A 6177-nucleotide genomic window follows, 5' to 3' on the forward strand; every position below is an offset into this window, starting at 1 on the left:
TTAACCACAGCTCCCCAAGGTCTTCCGCCACCGTGGGTCCCCGGGGTGGGCCCTCACCCCCCCGGCGGGGCAATCTCCGGGATCCGCCCCACACCGCGCCGGGGCCCCGGCGCACCGGTCGGTGCGTGGAGGGCCCGGGCGCGGTCAGGGGCGCCATCGCATTCCGTTGACCTGGCCGGGCTCGTCGCCGATCACGTACCGCACCCGCCGTCCGTGCACCCGCCGGGCCGGCGCGCGGCAGCCACGCGGGCGGCACCCGCGCGCGAGGGGCGCGTGGGTGTCGGACGTGGCGGCTGCGGAGCGGGCGTCGGCGGGCATGGGCGGGGTCAGTCCCTCCCGTGCCGCAGCGCGGGGTGCGCGCCGGCGGCGACGAGGTCCGCGACGGCGGACTTCGGGTCACGGCCGGTGACCAGGGACTCGCCGACGAGTACGGCGTCGGCCCCGGCGTTGGCGTAGGCGATGAGGTCGTGCGGCCCGCGCACCCCCGATTCGGCGATCTTCAGGATGCCGGCCGGGATCTCCGGGGCGACCCGGTCGAACGTGGAGCGGTCGACCTTGAGGGTCTTCAGGTCGCGCGCGTTGACCCCGATGATCTTCGCTCCGGCGTCGACGGCCCGCTCGGTCTCGTCCTCGTCGTGGACCTCCACGATCGGGGTGAGCCCGATGGACTCGGCCCGCTCGATCAGCGAGACGAGCGCCGGCTGTTCGAGCGCGGCGACGATCAGCAGCACCAGGTCGGCGCCGTGCGCGCGCGCCTCCCAGAGCTGGTACGACGTGACGATGAAGTCCTTGCGCAGGACGGGGATGTCGACCCGGGCGCGGACGGCCTCCAGGTCGGCCAGCGAACCGCCGAAGCGGCGCTGTTCGGTCAGTACGGAGATGACGGCGGCGCCGCCCGCCTCGTAGTCGGCCGCCAGCGCGGCGGGGTCGGCGATCGCGGCGAGCGCGCCCTTGGACGGGCTGGAGCGCTTCACCTCGCAGATCACCTGGACGCCCTCGCCGCTCAGCGCGGCGACGCCGTCCTTGGCCTGGCGCGCCTTGGCCGCGCGCTCCTTGAGCTCGTCGAGGCCGACGCGCGCCTGCCGCTCTGCGAGGTCGGCGCGTACGCCGTCGATGATCTCGTCGAGCACACTCACGCGAGCGGCCCCCTTCCGGGACGGGTGCGGTTCAGTTACGGATCGTACCGACGGTGGCCGGGGCCGCCATCGGGCCCTGTTCGGCCATGTCGTCGTGTCCGGTCCTCCCGATGCTAGCCGGAAGTGGCCGAAGGGCTCGCATCCGGGCGGCCGCGCGCGCCTCTCCCGTGGCCCCTCAGGGCGCGAGCCACGCCCCGAAGGGCAGGTTCCTGACGACGCTGAAGGCCAGGAGGACCGCGCCGAGGGTCCACCACCACAGGGGCCGCTGGGTGATGCGCAGGGGCAGTCCCTTTCCGGCTCTCACCACCCAGATCACCCAGAGGACGGCGAAGATCCCGTAGCCGGCGAAGGCCAGCGCGTTGTCGCCGAGCGCGGTGGGCCAATCGCCGTGGGCGAGGGCGTGGGCGCCGCGCAGTCCGCCGCAGCCGGGGCAGTACAGACCGGTGAGGCTGTAGAGCGGACAGGGCGGGTAGTGGCCGGATTCGTTCGGGTCGACCAGGCCGACGTAGGTGAACGCGCCGGCGATCCCGGCGAGGGTGGCGAGCGGCGTCAGCAGCCGTCGGGTCCGGGACGCGGACTGGGGTACCTCGTACGGCGGGTACGGGCCGTACGCGGCGCGCGGCCCGTACGCGGACGGGTGCGGCGGCGGCCCGGCGTGCGGCGGGTTCCGGGGGTTCGGGGCGTGGTCCACGCGGTGATTGTCGCCGGTCCCACGGAAAGACGCAGCCCGGCCTCGCCGGACTGCGTCGGGTGCGGCGGCCCGCCGGGGTGCGGGTCAGACGGTCTGGGCCTGCGCCTGGCCGGTGAGCGGCGCGGGGACCTGGTGCGTCTCGTGCGCCTCGGTCCGGGACAGGATCTGCGCCCTGATGTCCTCGGAGCGGAGGTTGACCTGCTTGTTCGCCGCCGCGTTGCGGGCCGCGGCCAGCTCCGGCGACTCCTTGGGCATGCCCATGCCCGCGGCGCTCATCGCCATGCCCACGATCCCACCGACCACGACGACGGCGAGGCCGCCGTAGAACGCGAGGAAGTTGACGGCCACCATGCCCGCTCCCGAGACGCAGAAGCCGATGAAGGCGATGGTGACGCCGGTCCAGGCCGCCGGGGTGTGTCCGTGGCTGCTGCCCGCCATGAGTTGCTCCTCGTTGCTGTTGCGCCGGATGCGCCGGGTGAGTCGGACGCTCACGCCATATTGTCCCGCATGCGCGGGCCGGAACGTTCCCGGGGGTGGCCCGGTGTGAGTCAGCTCTCGCGGGTCGGGTCCTCGCCGCGGTCCAGGGCCTTCCACAGGTCCTCGGGCCGGTCGGGGTCGACCACGGGCGCCGTGCGGGCGGCGCGGCCCCGCCCGGGGGCGCCGCCGGAGCCGGCCGCGGCGGCCTGGCCGGGCCGCTCGTACCGGCCGGACATGGCGGGCCAGCGGCTGCCGTACACGAGGGCGAGGACCCCCGCGAGCAGGATCAGCACGCCGCCCCCCGCGGTCACGTAGGGCCACGCGGTGTGGCTCAGCCCGGAGATCGTGGCGGCGGTGTCGCCGGTGGTCCGCGCGGCCTTGTCGTCGAGCGCCGCGCTGTCGGAGGCGCCGAGGAACGCGGCGAGCGCGGCGCCCGCGCCGCTCAGGGCGAGCAGCGCGGAGACGAGCAGCCGCCCGGCCCGGCGGACGGCGAAGACGGCGACGAGCGCGGCGAGCCCGACGATGGCGAGGGCGGCGGGAACGCCGGTGATGTCCCGTCCTTCGGCGTCGAGCGGCAACGTGCCGCCGCCGACGGCCGCGGCGCCCTCCGCCCAGGTCTGGCCGGAGGCGATCAGCACCACGGCGGCGCCGAGGGCGCCGAGGAGCAGGGCCGCGGCGAGACTGCGGCGGCCGCCGCGCGTGTCGGTGGCCGCGGGGCCTGCGGCGGTACGGGGCTGGGGTACGGGTACGGCACTCACGCCTTCCACTATCCCTTACCGCCGCGGATCCCCCGGAGCCCGGGGCACCGTGCGGGCGTCAGGCGCCGCCCATCCGGTTCGCGGTGTGGACGGCGCGGAGCACCGCCGCCGCCTTGTTGCGGCACTCGGTGTCCTCGGAGACGGGGTCGGAGTCGGCGACGACGCCCGCGCCCGCCTGGACGTAGGCCGTGCCGTCGCGCAGCAGCGCCGTACGGATGGCGATGGCCGTGTCCGAGTCCCCGGCGAAGTCGAGATAGCCGACGCAGCCGCCGTAGAGACCGCGCCGGGTGGGTTCCAGCTCGTCGATGATCTGGAGGGCGCGGGGCTTGGGCGCACCGGAGAGGGTGCCGGCGGGGAAGCAGGCCGTCAGTACGTCGAAGGCGGTACGGCCCTTGTCGACCCGGCCGGTCACGGTGGAGACGATGTGCATGACGTGCGAGTACCGCTCGACGGACATGAAGTCGACGACCTCGACGCTGCCGGGCTCGCAGACCCGGCCGAGGTCGTTGCGGCCGAGGTCGACGAGCATCAGGTGCTCGGCGCGCTCCTTGGGGTCGGCGAGGAGTTCGTCGGCGAGCGCCTGGTCCTCCTGCGGGGTGGCGCCGCGCGGCCGGGTGCCGGCGATGGGGTGGACCATCGCATGGCCGTCCTCGACCTTGACGAGCGCCTCGGGGCTGGAGCCGACGACGTCGAAGGCGGCCCCGCTCCCGGTGGGGGGGAAGCGGAAGAGGTACATGTACGGGCTCGGGTTGGTGGCCCGCAGGACCCGGTAGACGTCGAGCGCGCTCGCGGTGACGGGCGTCTCGAACCGCTGCGAGGGGACGACCTGGAACGCCTCGCCCGCCCTGATGCGCTCCTTGATGTCCTCGACGGCGTCCTGGTAGGCGCCGCCGCCCCACAGCGCGGTGAACTCGGGCAGTTCGGAGGCGGGCAGCGCGGCGGCGGGCGCGTGGCACGGCCGGTCGAGGTCGGCGGCCATCGCGTCGAGCCGGGCGACGGCGTCCGCGTACGCCTCGTCCACCCCGGTGTCGAGGTCGTTGTGGTTGATCGCGTTGGCGATCAGCAGGACGGAGCCGTCCCAGTGGTCGAGGACGGCGAGGTCCGAGGTGAGCAGCATGGTCAGCTCGGGGATGCGCAGGTCGTCGCGGGCGTGGTCGCCGACCTTCTCCAGCCGGCGCACGATGTCGTACCCGAGGTAGCCGACCATGCCGCCGGTGAAGGGCGGCATGCCGGAGGCCAGGTCACGGGGGGTGTGCAGGGTCTCCACCGTGGCGCGCAGGGCGGCCAGCGGGTCCCCGTCGACGGGGACTCCGACGGGCGGGGTGCCCAGCCAGTGCGTCCGTCCGTCGCGCTCGGTGAGGGTGGCGGCCGACCGTACGCCGATGAACGAGTAGCGGGACCAGGAGCGGCCGTTCTCCGCGGACTCCAGCAGGAAGGTGCCGGGGCGTTCGGCGGCGAGCTTGCGGTACAGGCCGACCGGGGTGTCGCCGTCCGCGAGAAGGCGCCGGCTGACGGGGATGACACGGCGGTCCACCGCCAGCTTGCGGAAGGTCTCAAGGTCCATGGCGGCTGACCCTACTCGTTGGCGCGTACGGGGAAGGAGCGTGCGGAAGGGGCGTGCGGGGGGCGTGCGGGAGGAGGCGTGCGGGCGGACCCGGTCAGACGCGCCCGTCGGCCGGCCCGAGGGGCAGGACGTCGGCGTCGAAGCAGGTGCGCGCGCCGGTGTGGCAGGCGGCGCCCACCTGGTCGACCCGGACGAGGACGGTGTCCGCGTCGCAGTCCAGGGCGACGGACTTCACGTGCTGGACGTGGCCGGACGTGTCCCCCTTCACCCAGTACTCCCGGCGGCTGCGGGACCAGTAGGTGCAGCGGCCGGTGGTCAGGGTGCGGTGCAGGGCCTCGTCGTCCATCCAGCCGAGCATCAGCACCTCACCGGTGTCGTACTGCTGGGCGATCGCCGGGACCAGGCCGTCGGCGCTGCGCTTGAGACGGTCGGCGATGGCGGGGTCGAGCCCTCCGGCCGGGGACGGGGCCCCGCTCGTGCTGGTCATACGGCCATTGTGCCGCGCCCGCGCTGTACGCCGGACCGGGCGTCCACTGGGCGGACGGGTGGGCGCCGCCGTACGCTGGACCCATGTCGACCCATGCCAAGCGTGAACGACTTCTGCTCGCCGACCTGTTGGAGGCGGCGGGCCCCGAGGCCCCGACGCTCTGCGACGGCTGGCTGACCCGCGATCTGGCGGCCCATGTGGTGGTGCGCGAGCGCCGCCCCGACGCGGCGGGCGGGATGATGCTGGCCGCGCTCAGGAACCGGCTGGAGCGGGTGCAGGCCGAGTATGTCGCGAAGCCGTACGAGGAGCTGATCCAGCTCATCAGGTCGGGTCCGCCGCGGATGTCGCCGCTCGGCATCAAGCAGCTCGACGAGGCGGCGAACACCGTGGAGTTCTACATCCATACGGAGGACGTCCGCCGGGCGCAGCCCGACTGGACGCCCCGTGAGGTGGACCGGGTCTTCGCCGACACCCTCTGGTCACGGCTGGAGAAGGGCGGCCGGATGATGGGCCGCAAGTCCCCGGTGGGCCTGGTCCTGCGCCGCCCGGACGGCCAGACGGCGGTGGCGCACCGGGGCACCCCGGTGGTGACGGCGACGGGCGAGCCCGGCGAGCTGCTGCTGTTCGTGTCGGGACGGCAGGAGGCGGCCCGGGTGGAGCTGGCGGGCGACAAGGAAGCGGTCGAGCGGGTCAGGGACGCGAAGCTGGGCATCGCGTAGCAGGTCGGTACGGGGGCGCGGGTACGGGGGCGTTCCGGAGCGCGGGGACGGGCGGCCGGCTCAGTGCGGCAGCTCGGCCCGGCGCAGTGGGGTCGAGCAGAGCCCGATGACGCCTCCGGACGCGCAGATCGCGGCGCAGGCGAGGAAGACCGGGCCCGCGCCCCACAGGCCGACCGCCGCGCCGACGACCGGGTAGCACAGGGGCGCGATCCCGAGGGTGACGAGCGTCGACACGGAGGTGACCCGGCCCAGATAGGCCGGGTGGGGGGTGGGGTGGTGGTGCGCCGCGGCCAGCCTGTCTGTGATAAACAAAAACGTGGCCCCGAGGACTTTTTGAAACTCGGG

Annotated in this window: 7 protein-coding genes and 2 pseudogenes; 1 reads left to right on the forward strand and 8 read right to left on the reverse strand. The window is 74.4% G+C overall.

Annotation, left to right across the window (positions count from 1 at the left end; genetic code table 11):
* Positions 1-144: 144 nt before the first annotated feature.
* The 7 genes and pseudogenes from trpM to hisI form a co-directional block, all read right to left on the reverse strand.
* Complete coding sequence (gene trpM / locus ACFXPK_RS31705; protein WP_384998050.1) at positions 145-318, reverse strand: tryptophan biosynthesis modulator TrpM; 174 nt, start codon at positions 316-318, stop codon at positions 145-147.
* 8 nt (positions 319-326) lie between these two features.
* Positions 327-1136 carry an indole-3-glycerol phosphate synthase TrpC gene (trpC, locus tag ACFXPK_RS31710; RefSeq protein ID WP_384998047.1) on the reverse strand — a complete coding sequence of 270 codons (810 nt, stop codon included), beginning with the start codon at positions 1134-1136 and terminating at the stop codon, positions 327-329.
* 175 nt (positions 1137-1311) lie between these two features.
* A complete protein-coding gene (locus ACFXPK_RS31715; protein WP_385080606.1) occupies positions 1312-1827 on the reverse strand; it encodes a DUF2752 domain-containing protein in 516 nt (171 codons plus the stop codon).
* Between the two features lie 198 nt (positions 1828-2025).
* Positions 2026-2265 (reverse strand): annotated as a pseudogene (locus ACFXPK_RS31720) (HGxxPAAW family protein); the annotation flags it as partial.
* 110 nt (positions 2266-2375) lie between these two features.
* Positions 2376-3071 carry a TIGR02234 family membrane protein gene (locus ACFXPK_RS31725; protein WP_385080608.1) on the reverse strand — a complete coding sequence of 232 codons (696 nt, stop codon included), beginning with the start codon at positions 3069-3071 and terminating at the stop codon, positions 2376-2378.
* Between the two features lie 49 nt (positions 3072-3120).
* Positions 3121-4626: an anthranilate synthase component I gene (locus ACFXPK_RS31730; RefSeq protein ID WP_385080610.1), complete on the reverse strand. Its 1506-nt coding sequence runs from the start codon at positions 4624-4626 to the stop codon at positions 3121-3123.
* A gap of 94 nt (positions 4627-4720) precedes the next feature.
* On the reverse strand, positions 4721-5113 hold the full coding sequence (hisI, locus tag ACFXPK_RS31735) for a phosphoribosyl-AMP cyclohydrolase (protein ID WP_385080612.1): 393 nt from the start codon (positions 5111-5113) through the stop codon (positions 4721-4723).
* Between the two features lie 83 nt (positions 5114-5196).
* On the opposite strand from hisI, the gene ACFXPK_RS31740 reads away from it, so the two are divergent.
* Complete coding sequence (locus ACFXPK_RS31740; protein WP_384998031.1) at positions 5197-5832, forward strand: TIGR03085 family metal-binding protein; 636 nt, start codon at positions 5197-5199, stop codon at positions 5830-5832.
* A gap of 60 nt (positions 5833-5892) precedes the next feature.
* On the opposite strand, the pseudogene ACFXPK_RS31745 reads toward ACFXPK_RS31740, so the two are convergent.
* A pseudogene (locus ACFXPK_RS31745) lies at positions 5893-6177 on the reverse strand (MFS transporter); the annotation flags it as partial.

This window comes from Streptomyces sp. NPDC059142 (genome assembly GCF_042755665.1).
In the GTDB taxonomy this organism is placed as follows: domain Bacteria; phylum Actinomycetota; class Actinomycetes; order Streptomycetales; family Streptomycetaceae; genus Streptomyces.